The 26,635-nt window shown below is 56.4% G+C and carries 27 protein-coding genes; 8 read left to right on the top strand and 19 right to left on the bottom strand.

Annotation, left to right across the window (positions count from 1 at the left end):
• Window positions 1–341: 341 nt before the first annotated feature.
• The 4 genes from CH74_RS00920 to pgaA are packed head-to-tail and all read right to left on the bottom strand — an operon-like array spanning window position 342 to window position 6,370.
• On the bottom strand, window positions 342–746 hold the full coding sequence (locus CH74_RS00920; RefSeq protein WP_048305591.1) for a hypothetical protein: 405 nt from the start codon (window positions 744–746) through the stop codon (window positions 342–344).
• A complete protein-coding gene (pgaC, locus tag CH74_RS00925; protein WP_048305592.1) occupies window positions 736–1,986 on the bottom strand; it encodes a poly-beta-1,6-N-acetyl-D-glucosamine synthase in 1,251 nt (416 codons plus the stop codon). Before pgaC ends, CH74_RS00920 begins: the two co-directional genes overlap by 11 nt.
• Window positions 1,983–3,950 (bottom strand): poly-beta-1,6-N-acetyl-D-glucosamine N-deacetylase PgaB, encoded by a 1,968-nt coding sequence (pgaB, locus tag CH74_RS00930; protein WP_253272875.1) that lies wholly within the window; start codon window positions 3,948–3,950, stop codon window positions 1,983–1,985. Before pgaB ends, pgaC begins: the two co-directional genes overlap by 4 nt.
• Window positions 3,947–6,370, bottom strand: a complete 2,424-nt coding sequence (gene pgaA, locus CH74_RS00935; RefSeq protein WP_048305594.1) for a poly-beta-1,6 N-acetyl-D-glucosamine export porin PgaA — start codon at window positions 6,368–6,370, stop codon at window positions 3,947–3,949. Before pgaA ends, pgaB begins: the two co-directional genes overlap by 4 nt.
• Window positions 6,371–7,100: 730 nt before the next feature.
• On the opposite strand from pgaA, the gene CH74_RS00940 reads away from it, so the two are divergent.
• Complete coding sequence (locus CH74_RS00940) at window positions 7,101–7,976, top strand: DMT family transporter (RefSeq protein ID WP_048305595.1); 876 nt, start codon at window positions 7,101–7,103, stop codon at window positions 7,974–7,976.
• 72 nt (window positions 7,977–8,048) lie between these two features.
• Here CH74_RS00940 and CH74_RS00945 read toward each other — a convergent pair whose 3' ends face one another.
• From CH74_RS00945 to CH74_RS00955, 3 genes are all read right to left on the bottom strand, one after another.
• Window positions 8,049–8,687 carry a peroxiredoxin gene (locus CH74_RS00945; RefSeq protein WP_048305596.1) on the bottom strand — a complete coding sequence of 213 codons (639 nt, stop codon included), beginning with the start codon at window positions 8,685–8,687 and terminating at the stop codon, window positions 8,049–8,051.
• Window positions 8,688–8,748: 61 nt separating this feature from the next.
• Window positions 8,749–9,306, bottom strand: coding sequence for a bacterioferritin (locus tag CH74_RS00950; RefSeq protein ID WP_048305597.1), 558 nt, complete (start codon window positions 9,304–9,306; stop codon window positions 8,749–8,751).
• A 114-nt stretch (window positions 9,307–9,420) separates the two neighbouring features.
• Entirely contained in the window at window positions 9,421–9,933 is a 513-nt protein-coding gene (locus tag CH74_RS00955; RefSeq protein WP_367379070.1) for an NlpC/P60 family protein, read from the bottom strand.
• A 215-nt stretch (window positions 9,934–10,148) separates the two neighbouring features.
• Here CH74_RS00955 and CH74_RS00960 point away from each other — a divergent pair, with 215 nt between their 5' ends.
• Window positions 10,149–11,135 carry an ABC transporter substrate-binding protein gene (locus CH74_RS00960; RefSeq protein WP_048305598.1) on the top strand — a complete coding sequence of 329 codons (987 nt, stop codon included), beginning with the start codon at window positions 10,149–10,151 and terminating at the stop codon, window positions 11,133–11,135.
• Window positions 11,136–11,189: 54 nt separating this feature from the next.
• Here CH74_RS00960 and gloA read toward each other — a convergent pair whose 3' ends face one another.
• The 8 genes from gloA to CH74_RS18735 form a co-directional block, all read right to left on the bottom strand.
• Window positions 11,190–11,726, bottom strand: a complete 537-nt coding sequence (gene gloA / locus CH74_RS00965) for a lactoylglutathione lyase (RefSeq protein ID WP_048305599.1) — start codon at window positions 11,724–11,726, stop codon at window positions 11,190–11,192.
• Between the two features lie 63 nt (window positions 11,727–11,789).
• On the bottom strand, window positions 11,790–12,947 hold the full coding sequence (locus CH74_RS00970) for a lipocalin-like domain-containing protein (RefSeq protein WP_048305600.1): 1,158 nt from the start codon (window positions 12,945–12,947) through the stop codon (window positions 11,790–11,792).
• Entirely contained in the window at window positions 12,944–15,442 is a 2,499-nt protein-coding gene (locus CH74_RS00975; protein WP_253272876.1) for an ABC transporter permease, read from the bottom strand. Before CH74_RS00975 ends, CH74_RS00970 begins: the two co-directional genes overlap by 4 nt.
• Window positions 15,439–16,104, bottom strand: a complete 666-nt coding sequence (locus CH74_RS00980; RefSeq protein ID WP_048305601.1) for an ABC transporter ATP-binding protein — start codon at window positions 16,102–16,104, stop codon at window positions 15,439–15,441. The genes CH74_RS00975 and CH74_RS00980 overlap by 4 nt, the downstream gene beginning before the upstream one ends.
• A gap of 53 nt (window positions 16,105–16,157) precedes the next feature.
• Window positions 16,158–17,096: a zinc ABC transporter substrate-binding protein gene (locus tag CH74_RS00985; protein ID WP_048305602.1), complete on the bottom strand. Its 939-nt coding sequence runs from the start codon at window positions 17,094–17,096 to the stop codon at window positions 16,158–16,160.
• The gene (locus CH74_RS00990; RefSeq protein WP_048305603.1) at window positions 17,096–18,025 is read right to left on the bottom strand and encodes a metal ABC transporter permease; all 930 of its coding nucleotides are present in this window, start codon (window positions 18,023–18,025) and stop codon (window positions 17,096–17,098) included. Before CH74_RS00990 ends, CH74_RS00985 begins: the two co-directional genes overlap by 1 nt.
• Window positions 18,022–18,747, bottom strand: coding sequence for a metal ABC transporter ATP-binding protein (locus CH74_RS00995; RefSeq protein WP_048305604.1), 726 nt, complete (start codon window positions 18,745–18,747; stop codon window positions 18,022–18,024). Before CH74_RS00995 ends, CH74_RS00990 begins: the two co-directional genes overlap by 4 nt.
• The gene (locus CH74_RS18735) at window positions 18,747–18,893 is read right to left on the bottom strand and encodes a hypothetical protein (protein ID WP_172656288.1); all 147 of its coding nucleotides are present in this window, start codon (window positions 18,891–18,893) and stop codon (window positions 18,747–18,749) included. Before CH74_RS18735 ends, CH74_RS00995 begins: the two co-directional genes overlap by 1 nt.
• A 214-nt stretch (window positions 18,894–19,107) precedes the next feature.
• Between CH74_RS18735 and betT the strand changes: the two genes are divergently transcribed.
• Window positions 19,108–21,171, top strand: coding sequence for a choline BCCT transporter BetT (betT, locus tag CH74_RS01000; protein ID WP_048305605.1), 2,064 nt, complete (start codon window positions 19,108–19,110; stop codon window positions 21,169–21,171).
• A gap of 100 nt (window positions 21,172–21,271) precedes the next feature.
• On the opposite strand, the gene CH74_RS01005 is transcribed toward betT, so the two are convergent.
• Complete coding sequence (locus CH74_RS01005; RefSeq protein WP_253272877.1) at window positions 21,272–21,559, bottom strand: DUF29 domain-containing protein; 288 nt, start codon at window positions 21,557–21,559, stop codon at window positions 21,272–21,274.
• Window positions 21,560–21,710: 151 nt separating this feature from the next.
• On the opposite strand from CH74_RS01005, the gene CH74_RS19770 reads away from it, so the two are divergent.
• From CH74_RS19770 to CH74_RS01015, 3 genes are all read left to right on the top strand, one after another.
• Window positions 21,711–21,833 carry a hypothetical protein gene (locus CH74_RS19770; protein WP_301280841.1) on the top strand — a complete coding sequence of 41 codons (123 nt, stop codon included), beginning with the start codon at window positions 21,711–21,713 and terminating at the stop codon, window positions 21,831–21,833.
• A gap of 63 nt (window positions 21,834–21,896) precedes the next feature.
• Window positions 21,897–22,649 (top strand): HipA family kinase, encoded by a 753-nt coding sequence (locus CH74_RS01010; protein ID WP_048305606.1) that lies wholly within the window; start codon window positions 21,897–21,899, stop codon window positions 22,647–22,649.
• Window positions 22,646–23,476: a DUF3037 domain-containing protein gene (locus CH74_RS01015; RefSeq protein WP_048305607.1), complete on the top strand. Its 831-nt coding sequence runs from the start codon at window positions 22,646–22,648 to the stop codon at window positions 23,474–23,476. The genes CH74_RS01010 and CH74_RS01015 overlap by 4 nt, the downstream gene beginning before the upstream one ends.
• A 108-nt stretch (window positions 23,477–23,584) precedes the next feature.
• Here CH74_RS01015 and CH74_RS01020 read toward each other — a convergent pair whose 3' ends face one another.
• The gene (locus CH74_RS01020) at window positions 23,585–23,878 is read right to left on the bottom strand and encodes a type II toxin-antitoxin system RelE/ParE family toxin (RefSeq protein WP_048305608.1); all 294 of its coding nucleotides are present in this window, start codon (window positions 23,876–23,878) and stop codon (window positions 23,585–23,587) included.
• The gene (locus CH74_RS01025; protein WP_048305609.1) at window positions 23,871–24,113 is read right to left on the bottom strand and encodes a type II toxin-antitoxin system ParD family antitoxin; all 243 of its coding nucleotides are present in this window, start codon (window positions 24,111–24,113) and stop codon (window positions 23,871–23,873) included. Before CH74_RS01025 ends, CH74_RS01020 begins: the two co-directional genes overlap by 8 nt.
• 371 nt (window positions 24,114–24,484) lie before the next feature.
• Here CH74_RS01025 and CH74_RS19200 point away from each other — a divergent pair, with 371 nt between their 5' ends.
• Together CH74_RS19200 and CH74_RS19205 are read left to right on the top strand one after the other, a co-directional pair.
• Window positions 24,485–25,582 carry a cache domain-containing protein gene (locus CH74_RS19200; RefSeq protein ID WP_053070580.1) on the top strand — a complete coding sequence of 366 codons (1,098 nt, stop codon included), beginning with the start codon at window positions 24,485–24,487 and terminating at the stop codon, window positions 25,580–25,582.
• Window positions 25,579–26,232 (top strand): methyl-accepting chemotaxis protein, encoded by a 654-nt coding sequence (locus CH74_RS19205; protein WP_053070581.1) that lies wholly within the window; start codon window positions 25,579–25,581, stop codon window positions 26,230–26,232. The genes CH74_RS19200 and CH74_RS19205 overlap by 4 nt, the downstream gene beginning before the upstream one ends.
• Before the next feature lie 15 nt (window positions 26,233–26,247).
• Here CH74_RS19205 and CH74_RS01035 read toward each other — a convergent pair.
• Window positions 26,248–26,635 (bottom strand): peptidase C45 acyl-coenzyme A--6- aminopenicillanic acid acyl-transferase (locus CH74_RS01035; RefSeq protein ID WP_048305610.1); only part of this gene is annotated, 388 nt, incomplete at its 5' end.

The following is a 26,635-nucleotide window of genomic DNA, read 5'->3' on the forward strand; positions in this document are numbered from 1 at the left end:
AAAAAATAGGGGAAGCTAAAAAAAACGACAAGAAGGTAAGAATGAATTTGCGCATGAGGACTCTCGCTCGAAAGAGCTGGTTGAGACATTTTTTGTATCTAAATAAACACTTTTAATGCGCAAAATGATACTTGAAGATAGAGCTCGATTCCAGCTTCAGTAAAAAGATAATCTTTCTTGAATAAACTTTTGGTAAAAGTCATTCCTAATGAAATGTTGTTCTTCGAATATAAAAACAGCCTGCACTAATACAGTAATAATAGAGCTATTAATACCGCTAAAATAAAAACACATTGCCCCGCCATGTGGCGAGGCAATGTATCAAGAATCACTGCAGAATATTATCGAGTGGCGTATTCGTGCTGAGGATACTCAGAAATCTCTTTGGGATGCGCGATAGCTTGAGGTTCGGCGGGTTTTGCCTCAAGTTTGGGCTGGGCGGCCTGCTCTTCCATCGAGCGGCGATAGGCACGCAGCCTGAGACGGAAAAGGACACGCTCATAAAGCACCCAGACGTGAAGAATCACGAACACCGCGACGAAGTCGATGGCAGTTAACTTGAGAATCTGCAGCACATAAGCCTGCTCTGCTAAGAAGTTGCTGCTGGTAACGGTGAGATAGGTCTGGGTGACGAATAATATCCACAGTGAAACGGTTGCCGAAACAATAGTGATATCACGCAGACGATACCCCCAGGTACGGCGCTGGGGGTTGTTGATGACGATTGAATCAAGTTTATTGCTCACGAAACGACTCTCCTCTGTCAGGGCTACTCCAGGTAGCGGGTTGGCCACGGCGCCTAATCAGTGCTTTAGGGAAGCCAACGACCACGGTGGCCATGTTCAATAGCCAGTAAAAGAACGGGTACCAGATACACCAGAACAAACATTTGATCATGCTGCGGTCGTATCGACTGTCGATGGAAAAGCTCACGCAAAACTGCAAGAGGCACAGGATGATCAACAACCCACCTGACCAGTCGAGTACTGCCGTTACCGAGTCCCAGTCCGGCACTGCCCAAGTCAGGTTGACGACCCACAGCACCATCAAGGTAAGCATCGAATAACACCAGGCGACGCTGACAAGATATTCCACCAGCAGCGGCCAGAAGCGGCGATTGCGAATGCGCAGTGCAGAACCTAGATGCTTGAGAAAAGCCTCGGCGCCACCTTGGGCCCAGCGCAGACGCTGCTTGTAAAGGCCACGCAAGGATTCGGGCATCAGCACCCAGCACAGCGCATGCGGTTCATAGCGGATGTGCCAGCCGCTGAGCTGTAATTTCCAGCTGACGTCGATGTCCTCGGTGATCATGTCGGTGCTCCAGCCACCGATCTTTTCGAGCGCGCTTTTGCGAAAGGCGCAGATGACGCCGGAAATGGTGAACACCATGCCGTAGATGCGCTGAGCCCGTTTGATCAATCCGATGATCGACGAGAATTCACCGGTCTGTATCTTGCCGATGGCAGTCGAGCGAGTGCGTACCCGGGGATTGCCGGTGACGCTGCCTACGTGGGGGCTGGCAATGAAGTGCTCCATCATCCAGCTTACTGCGTCGTAATCGAGCACCGCATCTCCATCGATGCCGACGATGATTTCGCCTTTGGCATTGGCCAAACCATTGTTCATGGCACTGGCCTTACCACCATTGGCCTGATGCAATACCTTCAATCCAGGATGCTTGCGGGCGAGCGCATCGAGACGCTCGCCGGTATCGTCACGGCTGCCATCGTTGATGGCGATGACTTCCAGATTGAGATAGTTCTGTAGAAACAGGTGATCGATGGTTTCATTGATGTTCACCCCTTCGTTATGGCAAGGCACGAGTATCGTGACCCAAGGGGCGTCCGGATCGGTCGCTGATCCTGTCACGCGTTTCTGTTTACGCTCCCAGTGGAAGTAGTAGTAGATCCCGCCGCAAATCCATACCGTTGCCATCAAGCTGGGGTAGCCAATGGTAAACAGAGCCAATATTTCCATTGCACTCATTGGGGTGCTCCCAGTTCGGTGGCCAAAGAGAAGTTGCGCCTCAGCACGTCTGTCTCGGGATGCCCATTGAGAAAGTCAAAGGGGTAGTAGCCATAGTTTTCGATACCGGCTTGGTTGATAACTTTCATCCAGTGCGCAAGCTGCTTGCTGGGGATAGGGCTCTGATCGCGCCAGTCCTGAGCCTGTAGTTCGAAGAGCAGTTTGTGAGCAGGTACCTTGGCAAGAGACTTGCGCGCCAGCTCTTTGAGCCAAGCATCCGGGTCATCCGCGCCTTCCATGTAAGGCATGGCCATGACCGCGGTATAGTCGTAGGCCCGACCAAAGGCTTCCAGATCCTGAGCAAACCAGCGCTGACTTTCAGGTTCGAGGATAGGCCGCGCATAGATATTGCGAGCCATGGCGAACGGATCGTCATCAAGCATGCGGTAATAGTTGGCTTGTTTGCCGAGTGTCTTGGTGAAATCGATCAAAAACTGCGTCTTGCGCTGGGTCCAGCGCGTCATCAAGGCATCGCTTTGACGAATTTTCTCGACGTCGCCGGGCAGGCTCCATTGCTTCTGATACCACTCGAGCGCTGCAGGATTGGCATCCTCGAAGTCGGTGAGAAGAGCGTCGTCGTGAAACAGGACACCATCGAACTTGGTGTATAGGCCCAGGTCACGGTAGATATCGGTAATGATCTCGCGATTACGCTCTACGTAGGGCGACAAGCGAAGGTACTGCTCCTTGTTGGGCTTTCCGGTGCGCACGTCGGTGACATAGTCATGACTCTGGCCCAGATCGAAGGCCATCACCGGCATCCAGGTGTAAACTTTGACACCGGAGCGTTTCTTGAGCTGCCAGGCAACGCGATTGAAAAGATCGGCTTTGACCGGCATGTGGTCATTGGGGAAGTACAGCGCTTCTGCCACCCCGTCGCCGTCCGCATCCGCATAGGCTTGTAGATAAACCGTGCTGATGCCTTGAGCCTTGATCTTGTCGAGGAGCTTGTCGAGGTTGCGATTTTGCTGGGCCTCGTCTGGATCATAGACATAGTCGAGATCCACATGTACGACTCGCTCGGTCTTGCGATCCCAGGTACGACCGCTTAGATACTCCTCGAAAAGTTTCATCGAGGTTTCCTGGTCAATCAGATAGCGCCCCATGGCCCAGGTACTTTCATCGATATTGTTGATTTTGCCCAGCAGGCTGAAGGTATGGGGCATATCGACGTCAGCGGCAATATCGAGTGTGGCATTGCTATAAGCACCGTAGGGCCAGAAGATGACCCGTGGTGCTTCTCCCAGCTCACGCTCGAGCTGCTGGCTCGCCCGGGCAAGGTCGTCACGTACCCGTGCGACATATTCGTTTTCGCTTTCATAGCCTTGAGGCGTCCACTTCGGTGTGGTCGCCGCAGGCTCCTGGTTACCCTGGGGGTTGCCGATGATGCCGTAGTGCAGGTCGTAGGTGTGAGAGGCGACCTCGATTAGCGGGGAGTCGTGCAGCTCGCGAAGCTGATCCCAGCTCAAAAAGCGCTCTCGAGGCAGCATGATATCGCCATAGGGAACTTCGCCGCCTTCAGGCACCGCCATCCAACTGCCTACCGGGGCAATCACCGCCGGATAATCGTACAGCTTGAGCAGCGGAAAGATGATGTCATAAACGCTGCGATATCCATCATCAAAGGTCAGCACCACGGCTTTGTCCGGCAATGGCTGCTTGCCGGCCTTGGCATCGAGCACCTGTTGAAAGCTCACCGGGTGATAGCCAAGCTCGTCAATCATGTTGAACTGCTTGACCAACAGATCACGGGTGATGGTCTGGGGATAGATCTTCAGGTCAGGCGTTTGAGCGACATCGATGACGTCGTGATAACTGATGACACTGTACTCATCATTCTGCCCATTTTGCTGGCTGCTGTTCTGGTCAGCGAAGACCGGAAGCGCCAGAGAGAATGTCAGAAGGGTAAGAATCCATTTACTCACAGGAATCTCCATTCAAAACCAGCGGTGACAAAGTTGCCGTACTCGGGATCACCGTCGTAGACACTCCGCTGTCGAGAAAAGCCGTAGGTCAAAATCAAATCCGGCTCGAGTTCCCAACCGTGCTGATAGCCGATTTGCCAAGTAGGATCACTACCAGAACTCTTCTGCCAGTAAGTGCCGCCACCTAGTGTCAGGGTTTGAACGAACGCCTTGCGATAGCCTAGCGGCAATAGGTAACTGATATCGATTTGGCCATCGGCGCTGGCATCGCGACGGGGGTTGAAATAGCTGGCTTCAACCTTGTCGTTCCAGGAAGTACCTAGGAAAACCTGGCCGTCGACGTGCCAACGGTCATGGCGATAGAGCGCTTCCTCCCACGTGGCGGCAACAGCGCGACGCAGGTTGCCGTCATCAAGATCCAGAAAGGTCAGACCAATGCCACCAGAGCCTGTCTTATCCCGGGTGTAGCGCGCTTCGACACCGTAAAGATCCGCATTGACGCCGTCACGCAGGGCTCGCAGCGGTGTTTCGGCGGTATTGAGCTCAACGTTGACGACCCCGGACCAATGATCCGACAAGGCGTAATTCAACTCTCCCCAAAAGAGCGCATCGTCGTTGAGTTGAGCGCCTCGTCCAGCTGACAGAGTTAGCGTGGCCGGGTACAGATTGAGTTCGTAGCCTACGGCGTCATAGGCGGCGTACAGGGACTTGTCGTCAAACTCCCCGAACTGACCGATACGCTGAGCAAAGAAACGCGAGCCGTTGTCGTTTCGCGGTGCTTCAAGGCGCGCCGAGTAGGTCCAGTCGCGAGAGCTTTGGGTGCCGCTGCCTTCACTGTCCCCACGCTTGGCCTCGACGATCAATCCGCCGGCGCGCTGTTCGCGTAGCTCTCGTGCCAGCTCGTCTCGAGCAGCACTGGGCGGGTCCTGGGTGATCTTGCGCTTGACCGTGGCAACGGTATCGCGCCACTGGCCACGATCGAGTCGAGACATCAGCGTGCCGTACTCTGCCTCACGGCGATCGTTCGGCGCCATCAGCTCGGCGGCGCGCTGGTAGCTTCGTTCGGCGCTGCGTGGCAGCCCACGCCAACGCTTCAGGTCGCCTTGGCTCTGCCAGAGCCATGCATTCCCAGGCGCTTGATTGAGCTGCTGTGACAAACGCTCGTCTGCGCGGTTTTCATTGCCACGCCATGCTATCAACGACGTCTCCATCTCTCGTATGACATCGTAATTGGGATTGGGTATGCGCTGGGTGCCGGTGAAGTCCCAGCGGGTGGCTGGCTCTTCTCTTTTCCATTTATCAAGAGCAGCCTGAGCCTCATCGTAGCGCTGTGCATCCGCATAGGCGTATATCAACGGCGAGTACAATGGGTTATTGGCATCTCGGGCCTGAGCAGGATTGGCAACGATCAATTTTTCATAGAGTTGCGCGGCTTCATTCGGGCGATGCAGACCCATTAAAGTGTCGGCCCGGGCTTTTTGAAGGTAGTTGGGTAGCGGACCATAGCGCTGCTCGAGATCGACTGCCAAATCCTCGGCTTGCTGAAATCGACGCAGCAAGGTCAAGGCCACTACCTTGTCGTACTCTGCGCGTTGAACCAGACCCTCTGCAGCGTTCTTGGAAGCGATGACGACATTGAGTTCTTGAAGCCCTTGCTCGGCACGTTGAGGTTCACTCAATTGCTCCGCCAGCCGTAACTTACCTTGAGCATCGTAAAAACGTAGCCACAGGCGATCCGCCTGGGTAAAGGCGTCCGGGTGTTTGCGCATCAGTCGTTTAGCGGCGTCTGCGGCGCCCAGCGTCACCGCCGTGCGGTAAAGCGCTTGAATATCTGCTTCGTTTTGCGGCTGACGCTCGAGAATGAACTGACGCGCCTGCAGCTCGGCGATGGTGTCGTCGGTCTGCGCGGCAAGATAGGCGCGGGCCTTGGCCCAATCGGCGCTGCGTCCAACGCGTTCTTCGATGCGGCTCAGCGCAAAGCTGGCGGCTTCGTAATTTTCCAGGTCGACGTTGGTCAGCACCAATCCCAACCACCCTTGCAGGTTGTTAGGTTCGCGCATGGTCAGAGCCTGATAGAACTCCAGCGCCAGCTCTAATCTGCCGGCGCGACGCGCAGCCACGCCCAGCGCTTCCAGGCTGACGCTTGAATAGTCGTCGATGCTGCAATTTTGGCAGGTATCGAGCGCTTCCTGATTGCGACCGTCGCGAAGACGTAAAGCGATGAGATCATCGAGTACCGTAGAATCACCGGTTCTGGCGTACAGCTTGGCCAAACCATCAATGGCTTCATCCATCTGACCTTGGCGCGCCTTGATGACCCAAGCTTCGCGCCGGGCATCGAGGTCACCTTCTTGTGCCGCTACCGTGCTGGCAGCCAGCAGGCTGGTCAGGCACAGAAGTGTCCACCATCCTTTCGTCATGCGATTGTCTCCCAGCCGATTAGGCAGTCTTTTAGCGTCGCAGGTATGAGGTTCGTCCATACATGATGATACATTTGGACACAAAAAGTAACCCCGGACGCGAAGTGCCATCATAATAAGATGCCTAGCGCTGTGCCCCAACATGACATTGGCTGTCTACAAGAGTGGTTTTTTTGGTTTCTTAAAATCGTTTATTTAATATTTTTTTATCTCAAAAAGGTTATTTTTTAATACCTAAAATATTATTAAGGTAAGAAGATGAATACTAAAAAGAAGTATTAACTCGTTTTATGCATAAGCATGTGTTTAATCAGAATTTAAAACACAAAAAAGGGCGTAACTTGTGACAATCTGCAGCTTTTATCGAGCAACTATTTATAAAAAATAGTAAAAAGCAGTATTTGAAGACAAAAAGGGGATCGGAAGAATAATTTTTGAAGTCAAGGTTTGAGCTGCAGCAGGAGAAGGACAACATAATGCTGTTTTCACGAGAATGGTTTTTCCAGTACCAATCTCGTTCAAACAAGTAGGATGCTAATGACGTGTGACTAAAGTCTATAGTCAAAGAGTTCATACTAAAACACAAGATTAGGGATTAGTGTTGAAATGTAACCGCTGCATTGCAACATTTGTAACTGTTCTAAGCGTGATGTCATGGACGATACGGTAGTCTATCCAGGCAGACGCCACTCAATGATTACCGTGTCTATCTTTCACTAAGGAATATCGCATGTCATCGACTCTACTGGGCATCGTGTATATGTGTCTTGGTGTGCTGTTTCTCGCCTTGGGCGATGCCGTGGCCAAATGGCTGAGCGAAAGCTATGCCCCGGTGCAAATCGTCTTCTTCCGCATGCTGATAGCTCTGCCATTGATCATGTTGATAGCTCGATTCAACGGCGGCTTGCGCACCTTGGGTACACGACGCCCTCTAATACACTTGCTGCGCGGCCTGATCGCCACCGTCATTACATTCAGCTTTATAGTAGGGTTATCCTTGCTGCCCTTAGCGGAGGTCACGGCCATTGCCTTTGCCGCTCCGTTATTCATTGCGCTGCTATCGGTTCCCTTACTCGGTGAGCGAGTCGAACGCCTGCCGTTGATCGCCTCATTCATCGGTTTTGCAGGCGTGCTGATCGTGGTGAGACCCGGCGCCGCAGGGTTTCAGATTGGGGCGTTGGTAGTGCTGCTTGCAGCCATCTGCTATGCATTACTGATGATTACCGCACGTCTTTACGGTGGCCGGGAGTATCTCTGGGCCATGGTCTTCTATGTGACCTTGGTGCCGCTAATCGTCAGTGCGCTTCTGCTACCACTGTTCTGGAAACCGCCCCAACTCGTGCATTGGCTGGGCTTTGTCAGTGCCGGAGTAATGGGAGTGGCGGCGATGGCGTTCATCACCTTGGCGTTTCAACATGCGCCAGCTTCGATTGCCGCACCTTTCGACTACACGGCAATGGTCTGGGCGATGCTGCTCGGCTGGCTGTTCTGGGGTGAACTTCCGGATACCTGGGTCTATGTCGGCACCGCTGTCATCATCGTCAGCGGTCTTCTCGTCGCTTTTCATGAGCGACGTCTGTCCATCAAGGCTCGCCCCACACTCTGAACTAGGGTTGAACCGAGCCCACAAAAAACGCCGACGTCAAAACGTCGGCGTTCAGTTTCCATCGGTAATCGATCAGGACTTGTTGGGTTGCTTGACCATGCGCAGGTAAGGCTTTTTCTCATCCCAACCTTGAGGAAAAAGCTCCTTGGCCTGGTCGTTACTGACCGAAGGCACGATGATGCAGTCATCCCCGTCGATCCAGTTCACCGGGGTCGCCACTTTGTAGCCATCGGTAAGCTGCAGGCTGTCGATCACCCGCAGTATCTCAGTGAAATTACGCCCGGTACTGGCCGGGTAGGTGATGGTCAGACGCACCTTCTTATTGGGATCGATGATGAACACCGAACGTACCGTCAATGTGCTGTCGGCATTAGGGTGAATCATATCGTAGAGATCGCTGACCTTCCGGTCCTGATCCGCGAGCAGCGGGAAATTCAAGGCACAGCCTTGGGTTTCCTGTATATCACCGGCCCAGGCCTTGTGATCATCGAGCGGATCCACCGATAGACCGATCGCCTTGACGTTACGCTTATCGAATTCGGGCTTGAGTCTGGATACCTCGCCAAGCTCCGTGGTGCATACCGGCGTGAAATCCGCCGGGTGCGAGAACAGCACGACCCAGCTATCACCGGCCCATTGATGGAACTCGATGGAACCTTCAGTGCTGTCCTGCGTGAAGTCCGGGGCGGTATCGCCAAGATGCAAAGACATACTTACACTCCTTGTTCAGGCCATGTTCAAATGTAGTGGCTGTTCTCGCGACCAATACCGCTTAGGCATTGTTGGTCGGCAGTCGATCGATCCCCTCCAGCAGCCCTGCCATGTCATCGGCGTGCTCTTCTTCCTGGGCCAGGATATCCTCCATGATACGGCGCGACGTCGGATCCTTGTCGCCTAGATAGGTAGCGATTTCGCGATAGCTGTCGATAGCAATACGCTCAGCAATCAAGTCTTCCTGAATCATCTCCTTTAGGTTGGAGCCCTCAACATACTCTGCATGGGAACGGCTTTGCAGGCCTTCCGGTGAAAAGTTGGGCGCACCGCCCAGCTGAACGATACGTTCCGCCAACATGTCCGCGTGCTCTTGCTCTTGCTGAGCGTGCTCTAAAAACTCGGCCTTGGCGACATTAGCGCTCAGACCGTCCGCCATATAATAGTGACGCTTGTAGCGCAGAACGCAGACGATTTCGGTCGCCAGAGCTTCATTGAGAATGTTGATTACGTTCTCGCGATCAGCTTTATAGCCTTCCGTAATCGCGCCTTTTTCGATGTGCTTACGCGCACGTTCACGAAGTGTCTGTACGTCGGTCAAAAATGGTTGATCTACCATGAAATAATCTCCTTGTATCAACGCTAGTTCCAAAAGCGTAGAACATCTTTAACGGTCAAGTAGAGGATGTGGGCAAATTGGCATTATTCAAGGGTCTTGACCCGAAGACATGGGCTAAGAAAACGGCAAAAGCAATAACTCAAGGCGCGGGGCCCCCTGTACCGAGATAGCGATTCTGCCAGTAGTCGAGATCAAGAGACGTGGTGGTGACATGACGACCCTGCCGGGGGCATGAACCATCTGGCCATCGCCCAAGTAGATGCCCACATGAGTGGCTTTGCTACCCGAGCCAAAGAACAGCAGATCGCCGGGGCGAATCGTATCCCGCTGAGGGATGCGAGAAAATTGCTGATTGGCGGTGCGGGGTATGTCGATGCCCGCATTGGCGTAAGCCATCTGAACCAGCCCAGAGCAGTCCAGGCCCCTTGTGGTCGTCCCGCCATAGCGATAGGGAATGCCTAGTGCCTGGCGGGCGCTGGCCAGGATCATGGCTCGCTCGAGGGAAAGCTCGGCCTGATCCTGATCGTACTCCTGCATGCGCATCTCGCGCCCGGCACAGCCGGCCAGGAGTACAAGCATGAGCAAAGTGAAACAGCGCCAGCATCGCGCGTTTAATGATAGAGCCATGAGCAACTCGATTTGAATATCACCAACCATAGACTAGCGCTACATGAGCACCTGAGCCATTCCAAGTAAATCGTAGAGGTTCCTATGGCGTCTTTGTAGCGTGTCAAAAGCGTATAAACGTCGAGAGCAGGCGTGGCCAACCCCATGATAAAACAGTGTTATAGTCGTTGACGCAAACAATAATCACCGGTTACTCGACCGCAAGGAGTTCTTTTATGAAAAAACGCTATCCGTTTACTTTCATTGTCGGTTCGGCGCTTTTAACGTTTCCCCTGGCATTCTCCGCAACAGCGCTAGCACAACAAGAAATGGCTCAACAGGAAGGCGCCAGCGTGCGTTTTTCCTCGCCGCCCTGGCCCGGCGTAACCGTCAAGACCGCCATGGCCTCCAGGTTGCTCGAGGCATTGGGTTACAAGCCCAGTCAGCAGGAGATCGGTTCCACCATCACGTATGAAGCACTCAATCTGGGCGAGATCGATGCGTTTCTCGCCGCCTGGCTACCCGGCCAACAGACCATGTACGACCCAAGCATGGAAAAAGGCACCATCGTCGATCTTGGCAACAACGTCGATGGCGCACGATTGGGTTTTGCAGTACCGCGCTATGTGGCTGAAGCCGGCGTTACGTCGGCAGAAGATCTGGATAAAGATGAGTACGCCAAGCGCTTTGGCCGCACGATCTACAACATCGAGGCTGGCTCCGGCATGAGTGAGATCCTTAACGGTGCGGTAGATGAGGATACCTATGGCCTAGGCGATTGGGATCTTTCCGAGACCTCGACGCCAGGCATGCTTAGCGTGGTAAAAGACGCCATCAAAAACGATGAATGGGTTGTGTTCGGCGCCTGGACGCCCCACTGGATGAACATCGAGTACGATATCGTCTATCTCGATGATCCCGAGGATCTATGGGGACCGGATGAAGGGCACAGCGACGTCAAGACGTTGCTCAGCAAGGACTTTGCCGATTCGCACCCTAACGCTGCCAGGTTTCTCGATCAGATCGTGATTTCCGCGGACGATCAGAGCGAGATGATCCTGGGATTTGGTTTTGAAAATAGAGAGCCCGAGGAAGTGGCGTTGGAATGGATCAAGAATAACCCGGAGAAGATCAAATCCTTCGCTGAGGGTGTTACCACTCGGGATGGCAAATCTGCCTGGCCTGCCTTGCAGGAAGCGTTTGATCTGCCCAATGCTGGATGATCGAACGTCCTGGCATTATTGCAATCGCCCGGCCATTGGTCGGGCGATTGTGTGTCAGCGCCCCATCTTGGTCATCAGAGCAGGCTCGACGATCTCGATCCAGTAGCCGTCCGGGTCCTTGACGAAGGCGACATTCTTCATCTTGCCGTCTTCCGGGCGTTTGACGAACTCGACCTGATTGCTCTCGAACCAGTGCATGGCAGTGGCCAGATCCGGCACCGAAAAGCAGATATGGCCAAAGCCCTGGGGCTCGGCGTTGCCATCATGATAGGCGAAATCCGACTGATCTTCGGTGCCCCAATTATGGGTCAACTCGAGTACGCTGCGCCGACCGAACGTCCACCGGGTTCGCTCGCCGACATCCTCCGGCACCGGCTCGTCCACATCCACCTGGGCCAGAAAATACAGGGTGAACTGCATCTCGGGAAAATCCAGCTTGCGCAGCACCCGTAGGCCAAACACATGCGTATAAAACGCCAGAGAGCGTTCCGGGTCCTTGATGCGCAGCATGGTGTGATTGAGGTTGAAGCCGGCGGTTTCCGGGGGGACGTGGGTATCAACGCCGGGATAGTTTTCGGTAAATATTGCCATGTTCTGCTCCTCGTCGTTCCTGATGATGGGTCAATATCAGCCTAGCGTATTATCAGCATCGCCTCATTCACCGGCATAGCCGGTCATTTCCAGATATCCCTCGCCCTCATTGCTGCCGCTTACCGTCACCATACCTTCCCAATAAGGAAACGAGGTGCCCATCCATTGATTCGGGTGACGGGCGCGGACCTCGACGTCAAGATCATGAGCAGGCACCTGAACACGCCAGCGTGTCGGAATTTCTCGTCCTGCTACTGTTTGATACTCAAGGGGCATCAAGTTCAGATCTTCGGGCTTGAGGGGCGTGATGTTGCCCTGCGGGGTAATCCAGCTGCCGGATAGATAGCTTCCATCTTCGTTCTCGTTGCCGCTCTCATCCCCGCCACGAAGACGAAAAGCCATCAGCTTGGCGCCACTGTCGAGATGCAGCGAAAACCAGTCCCAGCCGCTCTGAGTTGGCCCCAGCAGCTGGCTACTCCACTCCCGATCGAGCCAGGCGCGACCGGTAACGGCGATGGGCTCGCCGGCGACACGCACTTCGCCCTCGACGCGAAAGAACGGCTGACTGTAGTACATCGAGCCCTGGCCGTCCGCGGATTTCTGGCTGAACCCTTGCGTGCCGTGACGCACCAGCGGGCCTTCGGCATCGAGCGTCAAGCGATAGCCAAACTCCTTGCCGCTGGCGGTCACCAGTAAATGATCAAAGCCTGAACCGTCATTTTCACCCGCGCTATCATCCTTCCCCAAGGCACGTAGTGACCAGTTGTCGATCCAGGCCTCGAACGGCGTGGTTTTTACCCCAGCCTGGCCCACGCCGCCCCGGGCGAAACGCTCACTGAATAGGTGATCCTCCGGGGTCGAAAGCGCCGCGTGAGCCATCCACAGCTGGCGGCTGGCCCAGGGCGTTTCGTCTGAGGTCTTCTGCTGTAAATCTGGAGGCGCCATCGCCTGACGAAACAGCGTCCACTGCACCCCGAAGCGGCGGCCATCTTCCGCGACAAGATTGCCGGTCAGATACCACCATTCGATGCGAAAATCAGGATGCGGGCCGTGATCTTCCGGGAAGTTCAGCATCGTGCCGGGCTTTGCCTGGGGAAAGTTGTCGTCGCCTTCCCCAAGACCCGCATAGCTTGTGGGTGCAGTGGACTCCTTTGGCCAAAGCTGCCAGCCCATTACTACCAGGGCGACAATCAGCAGGGAAATACTCAGTAGACGCTTCATGCGGCGGCAAACTCCTGCAGTAGCTGGCGTGGCGGCACGCGGCGCAGGCGCCAGGCAGGTATCAGGGCCGCCAGGATGGCAACCACCACCGCCAGAGTAACGGTCATGGCAATCTGACCGGGAAATATATGCAGCGGCAGTCGCCAGCCAAAGGCGGCCACATTGATCACCGCTACTAGGGCGCCGGTCAGCAAAAGACCCAAGGGGATCGCCAGCAGTGCGGTGCCCAGGCATGCCATTACCAGCTGACCGATCTGCAGCTTCACCAGCCGGCCGCGAGACACCCCCAGTGCCCAGAGCGGCGCTAGCTGGGCGCGACGTGCTTCAGCCTGAGCCAGCAGGGTGGTTAGTAGCGCCAGTCCCGCGACGCCGAGGGTCAACGCATTGAGCGCTCGGGTAATGGCGAAGGTACGCTCGAATACCTCGGTAGCCACCTGCTTCAAGGCCTGCTGATCGATCAAGGAGCCTCCGCTTGGATTCTCCTCCGCTAGATTAAAACGCTCGCTCATAGCCTCCTGCAGGCGGCTCAGTGTCTGCACGCGATCCCCGGTTGGGGCCAGCACCACGCCGAGAGTGCCGGAAGGCGCCTTGAACTCCGTGGCCAGACGCGACACCGGCAGGGTGATCTCGCCCCGAGGATTGCCATAATCTGGATAGACCGCGGCAACGCTCAAGGTGACCAGACCCGACGGACCTTGAAGCTGCAAGCTGTCACCGGGTCCGAGCCCTTGCCGCCGAGCCAGCTGCTCGTTGATGAACGCCGCACCGGACGTTAGCGCCTGCCAGGCTGCCTCGTGGCCGTTCCGGGTCTCGAGCAGCGGCCAGGTCTCTTGCAAGATGGGCTTTGGCGCAATGCCGAACAGCGCCACCGCCCCGGCATTTTTGTCATCCATGATCAGCTCTGCCTCGGTGTTGCGCGCGGGCAGCAGGGTGGCCACTTCAGAGCGCTCATTCAGCCAGGATTCGAGATCCTCGAACTGCTCCGCGGCAGGGCGCACATAGAGATCCGCCAGCAGGCGCTGATCGAGCCAGTCGAGAAAGGTCAGGCGAAAGCCCCCGACCATGCTGCCTACCCCCAGGTTGGCGGATAGGGCCAGCAGCAGTGCCATCATGGCCAAGGAGAGCTGGGGCAGCTGCAATTGAAGATCGGCAACACCCCATTGCAGTAGGGCAGCGCGCCGAGGCAGGTAGCGAGCGAGCAGGCCAAGCAGCCCGGCGAGCAGCGGCGGCAGGCACAGCGCCGCCCCCAGCAGCAATAAAGCGACCAGAGTAAAACCCAGGGCCAAATCTTGTCGCCCAGCAGTGCTTGCCAGGTACCACCACAGGAAACCTGCCCCCGCCAGCAAGGCACCGCCGAAAAGCAGCTGCACCCGCAGTTGACCGCGCAGACGCCCGCGCCAGGCCTGGGCCTGCCCCAGGCCGAGTACGTTGATTCGGCTTGCCCGCCACAGCATGCTGGCCCCGGCACTGAAAAGTCCGCCCAGGGTAATCGCAAGGCCCCCAAGCCAGTAGTACCAGGGTAGATTCAGGGTGTTGCTGACCGTGGTGTCGTAAAGAGAATCCAGGGTCGCGGCCACGTCCGGCAACAGCAGCTGAGCCAGAATCACACCGCTGACAATACCCAGCAGCGCCCCGAGGAGACCCATCAGCAGCAGCTCCAGTCCCAGGGCCAGTATCAGCGTTCGCCCCGGCACTCCAAGGGCGCGCAGGGTGCGCAAGAGCCCCAGGCGTTGCTCCAGGGCCAACCCCAAGGCGGCATGCACGATGAATAGACCCACTACCAGGGCCAGCAGGCCCATGGCGGTGAGATTGAGATGGAAGCTGTCCGCAAGCTGACCGGGTGAGGCCAGTGTATCTGGTGAGGTGCGTACAAACGCGGCAGGCAGTTCGACATCGCGCTCCGGCGCAATCACTAGCCGAGTGATACGTCGATCCATGTCCAGCAGGCGTGCGGCGACGGCAATATCCGTCACCAAAGTGGCCGGGGGCAAATCCGGGGCGATCTCAAAGGGTGGCAAGTTCTCAAGGGCGCGGGCCTTTTCAAGCGTGTCCGGGGCCACTCGCACGCGATAAGGGGGGATTAGCCAGTTGCCCAGGGCATCCGCATCGCCGTTCTGCTGGGCCAAGGGCGCACCCCCGGGCAGGCTCAAGGGTTCGATGCCGATCAGCATTAGACTCTCGCCGTCGGATAGAGACAGCTCACCTTCGATGATGGGTGAGACCGGCAGCCCGGCTCGACGAAGATCGCGATAGTCATCCAGGGTCAGCGTTGCGCCATCGCGCCGGGTGATGCGATCAAGATCCGCGCTGAACAATGACTCGGCCCGGTCATAGCTCTCCCGCGCCGAGGCGTTGATGGCCTGCACGCCGCTCCACAATGCGCTGGCGACCCAGAGGCCTAACAGCAGCATGGCTAGCTGACCGGGATGGCGACGATAATGGGACAGCAGCGTTGCAAGGGTCGTGCGCAGCACGCTTGGCGTGGCGGTACTCACAGTGACCTATCCATCAGCTTGCCTCGCTTTAGCACAAGATGGCGCTGCATGGGGGCGGCGACCTGTGCGCTATGGGTCACCATCAAAAGCGCGCAGCCGCTTTCATCGATAAGCGCCTGAAGCAGATCCAGCACCTGGGCCGCGGCGGCCTCGTCAAGATTGCCGGTAGGTTCATCCGCCAGCAAAAGGCGCGGTTTCGGCGCCAGGGCGCGACCGATGGCCAAACGCTGCTGCTGGCCGCCGGAAAGCTGCTCTGGATAGCGCGCGGCAAAATCGTCAAGCCCCAGGCGCGTGAGCAGATGCCGGGTCCAGTCATCATCCTCGCGACCGGCAAATCGCGCCTGCAGGGTGAGGTTGTCCCGCACGGACAGGCTGGGCACCAAATGAAACTGCTGAAACACCAGCCCCAGCTGATCCCGGCGCAGGGCAGCGCGCTTGGTCTCGTTCAAGGCAGAAAGACGCTGGCCGCCAAGGTGCACGCTGCCTTCATCCGGCAGATCAAGCCCTGCCGCCAGATGCAGAAGCGTTGATTTACCGCTGCCGGATTCCCCCATCAGGGCCAGGCTTTCCCCCGCCGCCAGTTGCAGATCGACATCGTCGAGCACCTTGAGCGGGCCCTGGGGCGTCGGATAGGTCTTGGTAATGCCGGTCATTTGCAGCATGGTTGCGACGTGTCATCCTTTACTTGGCTAGGCTGGCCTGCATAGCGTTCCCGTCACTTGACGGTGGTGGTCAAACCCTTATGGAGCAATGCGGCATTATGGCGCATCATGCCGACATAAGTGCTGGCTTCACCGCCGCTTGCCAGCGCCCCGGAGTAGAGGGTACCGGCGATGGGCAGCCCGGTTTCTTCGGCGAGCTGATTGATGATTCCCGGGTTGGCGTTGTTCTCGAGAAACAGCGCCGGTACTTGATTGTCGCGGATGACATCGATCAGCCGCGCCATCTCCGTGGCAGAAGGCGCGGAGGCGGTGCTCAGCTGCCGGGATAGAAAACGCACGTTATAAGCATCGCCGAAATAGCCGAAGGCCTGATGGTTGGTGACCACGACCCGCCGATCTTCGGGAATCGCCGCCATCGAAGCGCGAATATCCTGATCTAGCATCTTGAGCTCATCGAGATAGCGCTTGGCATTGTCACGATAGCGCTCAGCGTTGTCCGGGTCCGCCTCGATCAGCCCATCACGGATATTGGCGACATACTGCTGGGCTCGGCCTACATCCAGCCAGGCATGGGGGTCGGCGTCGCCCTGGTCGTGGGCATGGCCATGGCCATTTTGATGAGCATGTTCGTGACCGTGGTCCTCTTCCTGCGCACCACCGGTCAGCACCGAAATACCGTCGCTGGCGGTTACCCGGACGCCGTCGTAATCACTGGCCTCGATCAGCCGGGTGAGCCAGCCTTCCAGCTGCAGACCGTTGAAGATGAGCACGTCCGCCTGGCCAAGGGTGCGCGCCTGGGTGGGGCTTGGAGAAAAGGCATGAATATCGCTGTCTGGTGCTACCAGAGAGCTTATCTTGACCTGTTCACCGCCGACCTGCTGGACCATGTCCGCGAGAATGCTGAAGCTCGTGACTACCCGCAGCGGCTCCGCGGCCTGGGCAACGTTGAGACCTAGCGTCAGGAATAGGGCGAGGGTAATGGATCTGGGCATCATGTCGTCCTGTGATGGGGGCGGGGAGTCGAGGAGTCTTCCGTATCGGGGGTGTCGAGTGTGGTCCTGGGTCGGCGCAGCCGCGCCAGCACGCTATTGTGACGACCGCAGAGCGCCGAGAACAGATAGACGATGCCCGCCAGCAGAATAATGCAGGGCCCGGAAGGCAAACCAAGATGATAGGAGAGCAGCAGCCCCCCGGTGCTAGCCAGCATGGCAATGACAATGGCGAGCCCCATCAGGCCTTCCAGCCGCTTGGACCAGAAACGCGCGGCGGTGGCCGGCAGCATCATCAGGCCCACCGCCATCAAGGTGCCCAGGGTCTGGAAACCAGCGGTCAGGTTGAGCACCACCAGGCCTAAAAAGAGGCCGTGAATCAGCCCGCTACGCGCCCCCTGGCCGCGCAGGAACAGCGGGTCGAGGCATTCCACCACCAGGGCGCGAAACATCAGCGCCAAAAGCAGCACGGTCACGCTGCACACCGTGGCGATCAACAAAAGGGCGCTGGAATCCACCGCCAGGATCGAGCCGAACAGCACATGGGTGAGATCGACGCTGCTACCGCCCATTGAGACCAGCAGCACCCCCGCCGCCAGCGAGATCAGATAGAAGCTGGCCATGGCCGAATCCTCGCGATGCCCGGTCATCTGGGAGACGCCGCCGGCAAGGCCCGCCACGATCAGTCCCGAAAGCACGCCGCCAAGACTCATCGCCGGTAGCGAAAATCCCGCCAACAGGAACCCGAGCGCGACCCCAGGCAGAATCGCATGGGCCATGGCATCCCCCATCAGGCTCATGCCCCGCAGCATTAAAAACACCCCGAGCGGGGGAACCGCCAGGGACAATGCCAGCCCGGCGATCAGGGCGCGACGCATGAAGCCATAGTCCGTCAGCGGGGTGAGCAGCAGCGCATTGAGGGTGTCGATCACAGGGCCACCCCACCCAGGTCAAGGGGCGTCAGCGCAGCAGAGCCGAGCGGGGTCTTGCCATAGCGCTCGAGAAGCGTCTGGGGATCGAACCACTGACCTTGGCCTTCGGCGAGTAGCAGCACGCTATCGGCTAGACGTGCCAATTGCTCGAGGTCGTGTAGCACGATAATAAGCGTGACGCCCTGGGCGGCCATGTCCCGCAGTACCTGGGTGATGACCTCGACGGTTTCGCCGTCCACGTTGGCAAAAGGCTCATCAAGCAGCAGCAGTTCGGCTTCCTGCATCAAGGTGCGCCCGAGCAGTACCCGCTGGCGCTGGCCGCCTGAGAGCTCGCCGAGAGGGCGGTGGGCAAGATGCGAGATGCCAAGGCGTGCCATGATCTCCCGGGCCTTGCGATAGTGCGCTGCGCAGTAGCCCTTCAATGCCCCGTGACTGGGCCAGGTGCCGGTCATCACCAGCTCCTCGACGCTCATGGGAAAACTCAGATCCAGCACCAGCTGCTGGGGCAGCCAGGCGCGACGTTCTCTTGGCACGCTGCATTCGATGCGCCCGGCCACCGGTGAAAGCAAGCCCATGATGGCCTGGATCAAGGTGCTCTTGCCCGCCCCGTTGGCGCCGATCAACGCGGTGATGGCGCCATCCTGAAAGCTGCCTGTGAGCCCGTCGAGTACCGGGCGCCCGCCCTGAGCCAGGCGTACGTCCTGCAAGTGTAGCCGGGACATCAGCCAAGCCCCCCGTTGGCCCAGGCCACCGCCAGCCACAGTACTGCAAGCGGCGCCAACGCCATGGCTAAACGCTTGCGCGCCGATAAAGACATCAATGAAAAATGACAGGGGCCATCGGGACGATGGCGATGACGAGAAGCCATGAAGCCGCCTTGCAAAAAAGAACAGGCTATACGATAACAAAAAGCGCGCAGTTTGCCGGCGATGCATTCTCGATTTTGTCTGGAAGGGGCGAATTCGATGTGAGAGGGTGCGCTATCTTGGTTATGAAGTGTCCTATCTTTCATTGCTTGCAGTTGCCGTCAGGTCGCGTCAGGTGATGAGGGTCTTGGTGTTATCTCACGGGTAAGGATAATCATGAGTACACAACCACAAGAAGAACCAGGCAAGGATCGGATCAATCCCGCTGTTTTCTACAGCTCCGTCGTAGGCATCATCGCATTCTCGCTATGGGCGATGATCGCCACGGAGCAGGCCAACGGCATCATCAACGCTATCTTGGGCTGGATATCTCGTACCTTCGGCTGGTACTACTTTCTTACCGTGGTGATTTATCTGGGCTTCGTGATCATCATTGGTACGTCCCGTTTCGGCAAGATCCGTCTGGGACCGGAGCACGCCCGGCCGGACTTCAACCTGTTTTCCTGGTCCGCCATGCTGTTCTCCGCAGGCATCGGTATCGGCGTCATCTTCTTCGCCCTGGCAGAACCCTTGACCCAGTTCTACAGCGCCCCCAACGCCCCCGAGGATCAGATCGCCGCGGCTCGCCATGCCATGCAGTTGACCTTCCTGCACTGGGGGTTGTCCGGCTGGGGCATCTACACCCTGGTGGGCATGTCGCTTGCGTTTTTCAGCTACCGTCATAATTTGCCCCTGACCATCAGCAGCGCGCTCTACCCTATTTTCGGCAAGAAGATCTACGGGCCGATCGGCCATGTAGTGGATACCGCCGCGGTGCTGGGTACCGTGTTCGGCATCGCCGCGAGCCTGGGAATCGGGGTGATCCAGCTCAACTACGGGCTGAATTTCATGTTCGGCATTGCCGAGAGCGCCTGGACCCAGACAGGGCTGGTGCTGGCCATCGTGGTATTTGCCACCATCTCTGCAGTGACCGGGGTAGAGCGGGGCATTCGCCGCCTGTCGGAATTCAATATTCTGCTCGCGATCGCGCTGCTTTTATTCGTGCTGTTCGCCGGCAAGACGGTATTTTTGCTCAATGCGCTGGTCATGAACCTGGGTGATTACCTGACCAGCTTCGTCTCCATGTCCTTCAACACCTATGCATTTGACACGCCCACGGACTGGCTCAATGCCTGGACCCTGTTCTTCTGGGCCTGGTGGATTGCCTGGGGGCCTTTCGTCGGCCTGTTCCTTGCACGTATTTCCCGAGGCCGCACCATTCGCACCTTCGTTGCCGGCACCCTGACCCTGCCCATCGCCTTCATGATGATCTGGATGTCCCTACTGGGAAACAGTGCCCTGGACATTGCCATGAACGGTGGCGCCGAGTTCGGCCAGCAGGTCATGGACAACCCGCCGGCAGGCATCTATCTGTTCCTGCAGCAGTATCCGGCGCCGGTGTTCACCACCATCGCGGTGAGCATTCTGGCCATCGTATTTTTCGTTACCTCCGGGGACTCCGGGGCGCTGGTACTGTCGAACTTCACCACCATTCTCAAAAACGTCAACAGCGATGCGCCAATCTGGATGCGTATCCTCTGGTCCGCGGTAATCGGGGTACTTACCCTGTCGCTGCTGTTGGCCGGGGGTCTGACCACGCTGCAAAGCGCCGTGGTGATCACGGGGCTGCCGTTCTCAGTGGTGCTGTTCTTCATGATGGCCGGGCTCTACAAGGCGCTCAAGCTGGAAGCCTTCAAGACGGACAGCCAGCGCATCAGCCTGCCTGGCCATCTTTCTGGGCGCACCGTAAGTGGTGGTGAGCGGGGCGCCAGCCGCAGCTGGCAGCAGCGTCTCAAGCGCGCCATGAGCTTTCCCGATCGCAAGCAGGCCCAGCGCTTCATGCAGGAAACCATCAAGCCGGCCATGGAGTCCGTAGCCAGTCAGCTACGCGAAGGCGGTATAGGGGTCGAGGTCAATCAAGGCGTTCAAAATGACGACGATTACGTGGCGTTGAACGTGAATCACGAAGATGAGCAGAACTTCAGCTATCAAGTGTGGGGCCATGGTTTTGCCACTCCAGGCTTTGCCACCCACACGCCACAAGCCTCGTCACGCTACTACCGGCTGGAGGTATATCTGCTCGAAGGTAGCCAAGGCTATGACCTGATGGGCTATTCCAAGGAGCAAGTGATCGAAGACATCCTCGATCAGTACGAAAGCCACCTGCACTTTCTGCACCTCAACCGGCTCGAACCGGGCCATACCAACATTCCGGACAGCCCGGAGCAGCCCAGTGCTTGAGATATAGTAAGAGCTGGCTTCAGGCGTTTGAAACGATCGGCCCCGGGAAATTCCCGGGGCTGTTTCGTATGAATACGGATATGGCAATTGCCAGTGGTGATCAGTCGGGTTCTGGCGTGAAGCTCATTGCTTCCGAGAAACTGTAGAGAGGCATGGCGGGAAAGACGTCGATTTCGCTTTCCGTTTCGATAGCCGCTGCCCGGCGCGCATTTTCGTAAGCTTCTTCGACAAGCTTTTCCAGTGCTGCTTTTAGGCTCGGGTTGTCATCGAGAAGTCGCGTCGTCTTCTGCTGTGCATCAATGATCGAGATACGCAAGCTTCGAGTGCGCCGCTCCAACTGGCATTCCCACCTCAAAAGATGCATGAACAACCGTGTCAACTGGCTCACCAAGATCCGTCGTTCATGCTTGGCTATGCTTTCGATCTCCCCGGCAATGTGTGATCTTGCTCAACAGCAGTCCGCTTCAATTAGACCAGTTCAAGTTTTCTGTCATGGATTAGGAATGAATACTGGGTTAGAGCTTCTGCAATGACGGTTGATGAATAAGTTGTGCCTAGTCAGCGAAAATTACATCGAATACAGTGATGCGTTCTATAGCCTCGGCGAAGTAGAAGACGTTCATATCATCGATCGCGTGTTCTGGTGGGAGGTGTTTGATTGAATCCTCGCATGTCGGCAAACACATCCATTTGCAAAATTAGGAATAAGGGCTTGATGTATAACAATGCCTTATATTGGAAATGTAAACGCAGCGGAAATACTGGGGCCTACTGAAAATGGGAATTGCAAACCGCTTCGCATAAAGGACACGGATGGCCAGCTCTATATAGTTAAGGGGATGGCAAAGCCTGGTCGGGCTGCGCTGGTTTCAGAAATACTCAGTGTTCAGCTTGCCGAGCGATTCGGGCTGTCGGTTCCAGATTACGCCGTAATGCACGTACCGGATGATCTTATCGATTTCTCGATCGAACCCCTCGCCAGCAACCTTAGGGGCGGCGTAGCGTTCGCCTCACGCTGGGTGGCTGGTGCTGACGATCTAACTTTTCAGCAAGCTAAAAATTTACCCGAGCAAGTCCAGCAGCGGACCTTGCTACTCGACGTGTGGCTAGGGAACGGAGACCGGGAACTCGATGCTTTCAGCGGTAACGTAAACCTCCTATGGACACCGAATCTTTCGCCGATCGTGTTCGACCACAACCTAGCGTTCAATATGAATTTACCGGAATACTGGGTAGAAGGCCATGTATTCGCCGGTCAGGCGCACAGATTCAGGAACTATGCTGTAAGAGACGAGTGGGCCCATAAAATTGACACTGCGCTGGCCGATTGGGATAACATGGTTAGGCTTGTGCCTTGTGAATGGATCTATTGGGATGGGGAGGATCGCACCAACGCGGCACATCCCACCATCCAAGAGCGCCTTGAGTGGCTTGAGCGGTACCGCTCTGATCCTGAGAAGTTTTGGAGAGACTTATGAGCGCCATCTGTAATTACGCTATCTTGCGCTTTCAGCCTTACGCCGATACGGGCGAGTTCGCCAATATTGGGGTTGTCATGCTCTGCAATGATGGGCAGTTTCTCTATCGTCTTGAAACTCGTCACTACAAGCGCGTTACCCAATTCTTCGGCATCCAGAGGTCACTGCTGGGCGACGTTCGCAAGGCGTTCGAACAGGAGCTTAAGCGCATTGCAGCGTTAATGAAGGAAAATACAGAGAAACGCGACGTTCAGCTTAGTGTGTTCAAACATTTGATTCGCCCTAGCGAGACAATATTGCGATTCAGTCACCCCGGCACAATAGCCGCTGACGCACCTTCGGAGGCCATCGACAAGCTATTCATGGCTTATGTCCATCATGAGTTCGGAAAGCAGTACAACGAAGAAGCCGAAATGACCAAGCAAGTCAGTAAGTGGCTAAAGCATATTAAGGATCGAAGCTATGCCGAGCACATATTGGGCAATGAGCTTCACCAAGTGAAATTCCCCTTGGTTTGGCAAGAGGACGGTGTAGCACGGCAGGCAGTCAAGCCCATTAGCTTCGATCTAGAAGATGCCAGCAAGATCATTGAAAAGGGTGACAAATGGGAAGCACGCATGCGGCGCTTGAAAGAAAGCGGGAATGCGCCAGCCGATACGGTTTTCGTTGCTCATGAGCCAGATTCGAAAGACGACTTTTCTCGTCAACGTGCTTATCGCGAAGTGCAGCGAGAGCTGGTTGAACGCGGCCTTATACGCATCATCCCCGATACGTTGGGAAGAGATAACATTCTGCGGGCCATTGCAGAGCCACAGTCACTGCACTAAGAGTTGATCCGCTAATACGACGCTACCACTAATCCGCCCATCGAAGCGGGTTTTTCTTGCCAGAGAGTCAGTACCCTGCCTATCCGGATATCAAGCACCTAATTAACGCTAAAGCTCAAAGAAATGTTTCATCGGTTCCATTTGCTGATGGAGTATTCTAATGACAAAAACATCGTGCTTTCGCTGGCGATAAAAAATGGCGTGTCGGTGGTGGTCATGTCGGCGAACGTCGTTCGCAATCTCTGGGCATTCATAACCCATCAGCGGAGAGCTGGATAGAAGACCAAAAGTACTCTTCAGATCATCGGTGTAAGCGGCGGCTTGGTGAGCACCAAAGTTGAGCAGGATATATTCGTAGATAGTTGTGAAATCTTCCGCCGCAAGATTCGATAGCTTATACATCGTGTTTCTGCTTCACCCGAGCAGCAATGTCGTGCAGAGATAGGTCGCTTTCTCCGCTTCGCTCCCCAGCTTCAACGGCACTCCTTAACGCTGCCGCTTGGTTTTCCTGCCGTTCGAGCAATCGCAAGGCTGAGCGCACGACTTCACTAGTGGAGCCGTAGCGTCCGGAAGCAATCTGTTTTGCCACAAAATCGTCTAGTTGTGAGCCAATAGTGACGCTCGTTGTACGGGGCATGGCTTGGTTTCCTGTGTTAATAGATAACACAAATGTAGCATTCTTGGGTCCCATTTCAAGAGAAGGGCGCAATCGCTCTGGCTAGCATTCTGGTTTGACTGTAATCACTCAAAATATTGATTCCTGCTTAGCACTTCTTTTCTTCAGCTTCGACCAGCGCTTTAGAAAGCTCTGGAATTAGAACGCATGCACTTAATTTTCCATTTTTCGAGCCGATAACCAAGTGAACCGATGGCTGAAATTGGCGGCTGCTGTTGTGGCGATACCATGCCGCCATTTTCACCACTCATAACGCGCACTTGATACTTGGCTTCGCTTGGCGACCTATCGCTCGTGGGGCCGCTGGTCAATAAAAAAGAAGGAAGCCCTTTATGCCTCGTCCCGCTGGTTTACGTCGTTTCTCAGGTCTACAAAGCAAGATTCTAGCGCTGGTGCTGATTCCACTTTTCCTGGTTACCGCCTCCCTTGTGACAGTTGCAGCGCTCAAGCAGCGTGCCGCCAGTCAGGAAAGCATTGCCGAGCAGCGCGAGCAGCTGATCGACGCGCGCAAGGAAAGGGTCAAGGGTGTGATGGACATTGCCCGCAGCGCCACCTCAGCCTTGGTGGACGACCCAACCCTGAGTCAAGAAGAAGCGCTAAAGCGCTCATCCCAAGTGCTTCAGGGCATACGCTTTGATGGTGGCAACTACATTTTTGGTTACGATTACGACGGTAAGGCAACCGTGGTGGGCGATAACCTGGAACTGGTGGGCACGGATCAGTTGAACGAGCTGGATCCGGATGGGCGGCCCATCGCAAGAGATGTCATTGAGCTTGGACTCAACGGCGGCGGTTTTTATACCTATCGCTGGCAGCATCCGGAAACCGGCACCGTGGAAGAAAAGCAGTCCTACATCGTGAATCTACCCAAGCTGGGCTGGGTCATCGGCGCCGGAATGTACATATACGATATCGACCAGACCATGGCGGCGGTCAGCGCCAAAGCGTCCGAATCGCTGCGCAATACCATCATCAGCACGATATTGCTGGGCATCGCGATCTTCGTCGGCGTAGCACTGGCGGCGCTGTGGCTGGTACGCAGACTCGTACGCCCGATCAACATCACCTCTTCGGCAATGCGCGATATCGCTCAGGGTCGTGGTGATTTGACCCGGCGACTTAACGTTGCTACCCGGGACGAAATAGGCGAATTGGCGGAGCAGTTCAATACCTTCGTGGCGCGTATGCAAACCACGCTCATCGATGTGCGCCGCGGAGTGTATGCAGTGCATAACGCCGCCGGCGAAATGGCAAAAGGGAGCGAGGAGCTGGCCACGCGTACCGAGCAGGCCGCCGCCAATCTCCAGGAAACGTCTTCGTCGATGGAAGAAATCACGTCTACCGTCAATCACAGCGCCGAATCGGCACAGCAGGCCAGCCAGCTGGCGTCTTCCACGGTCACCGTGCGCGCCAGGGCGGTGAGGCGATGACCGACGTGGAAAAGACCATGGGTAATCTCAGCGATTCAGCGGCACAGATCGGTGAGATCATCAAGCTGATTGACGATATCGCGTTTCAAACCAACATTCTGGCGCTCAATGCTTCGGTGGAAGCAGCCCGGGCCGGCGAGCACGGCCGCGGCTTTGCGGTGGTCGCCCAGGAAGTTCGCAACCTGGCCAGCCGCAGCGCCGATGCGTCTAGCGAGATTCGTGGCTTGATCGATACCGCCGTCACCTATACGCGCCAGGGTAGCGAGACCGTGCAGCGTGCCGGTGTCACCATGCGCGAGATCGTGGAAAGCGTAACCCGTGTCACAGATGTGATCGCTGAAATCAGCGCCGGCGCGCGGGAGCAGAGCAATGGCATCGGCCAGATCAACACGGCGGTGACCGAAATGGACACCATGACCCAGCAAAACTCCGCGATGGTACAGCAGACTTCCAGTACCGCTGAAGCCATGCGAGAACAGGCTACCCGTCTAAGCGCCTTGGTCGATACTTTCGTGCTTGGGGACGACGACACCCAAACCGCGCCAAAAGCGCCGGCGCCCGTCGCGCCTCTTGAGTCCCCCAAGGCTGGCAAGGTGGCATCGCCTCAAAAGACAAGTGCCGTGTCGGAAGATGTCTGGGAGGAGTTTTAAACCGCCCGCTTGTCATCATTCGTTCAACCTTACATCCAGCGTATCTTCCGCTGAGCATGGCTTACCTAAGCGCAGACACAGTCTGCGCTTTTTTAGGTTCATTATCACGGCGAACAGGGTCTCCATTCGCTCAGCCTCGGGCTGTTCATGATTGGTGTGGCGGCAAATAGAGGAAGGAGCGTTGGCATGGTCGCTGAGCACATCGAATAGGGCATCCGGCGTGCTCGCAATGGGTTGATCAAGAAGCTGTTGAAGTCTTGTCAGCCGAATCGGGGAGTCGGGCTTGGGGAAGTCATCGATGCAGGCGGTTGTCGCCTCCGCGTAGAGATGGTTGGTATGCAGCACCTTGCCATCCTGTGGGTCAAGTTCGCCCGGAACCCCGGGATGCACCTCGAAGCCGGTG

The organism is Halomonas sp. PR-M31 (genome assembly GCF_001039575.1).
Classification (GTDB): Bacteria; Pseudomonadota; Gammaproteobacteria; order Pseudomonadales; family Halomonadaceae; genus Modicisalibacter.